Here is a 1786-nt window from a genome sequence, read left to right as displayed (position 1 = left end):
GGGTTGCAGCAGAACTTCAACTGCATCCGCGCCCGGATTGAGCTGCCCGATCTTTCCCGGACTAGCCTCATGGAAGCCGCCGCTCGCCTGCGCAGAGGAGAGTTAGGGATTAGCTTAAGGAACTGAGGAACTGTTTTATCGCTGTTTGTTTGAAATGACTGTATTACTCACTTAATGTCCGCCCATTTTGTGGCCAACCTCTTTGAGATCTACGCTTCCGATAGAACTTTCGTAAACAATTCGACCGTCGGCCATCACCAGCAAACGATCGGAAAGCTTGAGAAGCTCATCCAGATCTTCGCTGATCAGCAGAACGGCAACTCCTCGGTTACGGGCATCCACAATCTGCGAGTGAATGTAATCCGCTGCCGCAAAGTCTAGGCCAAAGCAGGGGTTGGCAGCGATCAAAATTCGCGGATCCTCGGCAAGCTCCCGCGCCAAAACAACCCGCTGGACATTACCTCCCGAAAGGTGACTGATAGGAGCTTGGGCTGAGGGCGTTTTTACCTTAAATTGCTCTATTAACGTGCGGGCAAAGCGCCAAATCTCTTTCCAGATTAATATCCAACCTTTGGCCATGGGCTCCTGGTCATAATAACGTAGAGCCAAGTTTTCGCCAATACTCATGTTAGGAATCAAGGCATTTCTCAGGGGTTCCTCTGGCAGACAGCGAACCCGGTGGCGCACCATTTCTCCGCGCGTGGCCTTGTACAGTTGTCCGTTGATCTTGATCTGTCCGGCTGTAGCCGCCCGCTGGCCAGCCAAGACTTCCATCAACTCCCGCTGGCCGTTGCCGGAAACGCCAGCAATCCCCACGATCTCGCCTCCGTGGACAGTCAGGGTTACCCCCCGCACAGCTGGCAGGCCATTGTCCTTGTCGGCATGGATCCCTTCGATTTCCAAGAGAGGGGATCCCTCTTGGACCAAAGCTTTCTCCAATTGCACCTGCACCCGTTGCCGGCCCAGCATCATTTCGGCCATTTCTGCCGTAGATAAATCTTTTACTTGTCCATGACCAGCCACCTTGCCGCGTCGCAACACCGTCACCTCATCGGCAAAGGCCTTCACCTCGCGAAACTTGTGGGTAATGAGCAATACACTCAGGTCGCCAGCCTCCACCGAACGACGCAGAAGGCTCAAAACTTCGTCTGCTTCTTGTGGCGTGAGCACAGAAGTAGGCTCATCCAAAATCAGGATCTTGGTGTTCAAATAAAGCTGCTTGAGGATCTCGACTTTCTGCTTTTCTCCTGCCGATAGTTCGGAGACAGAAGTACGCAAATTAACTTGAAAAGGAGCAGTTTCCATAAAATCTGCCAGCTTTCTTTCCTCTTCTTTCCAGTTAATCACTAGAGGTAAATCTGGGCGTGCCAAGATCAAGTTTTCCGCGACGGTCATGGCAGGTACAGAGGTGAAATGTTGGTACACCATGCCGATGCCGTAGTGATAGGCATCTCGTGGGCTGTGGATGGAACGGGCTCGCTTGTTGATACAGACATCGCCAGAGTCGGCGTGATAGAAGCCCATAATGCACTTGACGAGGGTACTTTTCCCGGCTCCGTTTTCCCCAAGTAAGGCATGAAACGATCCCGGCTTAAGCTTTAGCGAGACATGGTCTAGGGCTAGCAGAGATTCAAATCGCTTGGTGAGGTTGACGACTTCTAGTTCTGGGGGAGTTTTGTATATCGCAAAGGCTCTACTTTGAGCAGTGGTGGCCATAGGTGGCAAAGCCCTCTTAGTCTGGGTGTCTCATGTGTCCGTTTTGCATTCCTGCAGTGCTGTCATCAAA

1 protein-coding gene is annotated in these 1786 nt (G+C 52.1%); it reads right to left on the bottom strand.

Annotated features, from left to right (window positions below; all coding sequences use genetic code 11):
* Positions 1-171: 171 nt before the first annotated feature.
* Positions 172-1716 carry an ABC transporter ATP-binding protein gene (locus NW853_RS04405; RefSeq protein ID WP_414347988.1) on the bottom strand — a complete coding sequence of 515 codons (1545 nt, stop codon included), beginning with the start codon at positions 1714-1716 and terminating at the stop codon, positions 172-174.
* Positions 1717-1786: the final 70 nt, after the last annotated feature.

Source organism: Synechococcus sp. H55.11, from assembly GCF_047462475.1.
Taxonomy (GTDB): Bacteria; Cyanobacteriota; Cyanobacteriia; order Thermostichales; family Thermostichaceae; genus Thermostichus.
Note: the sequence above shows the minus strand (reverse complement) of the source record. Positions and strands in the feature narration are given on the sequence as shown.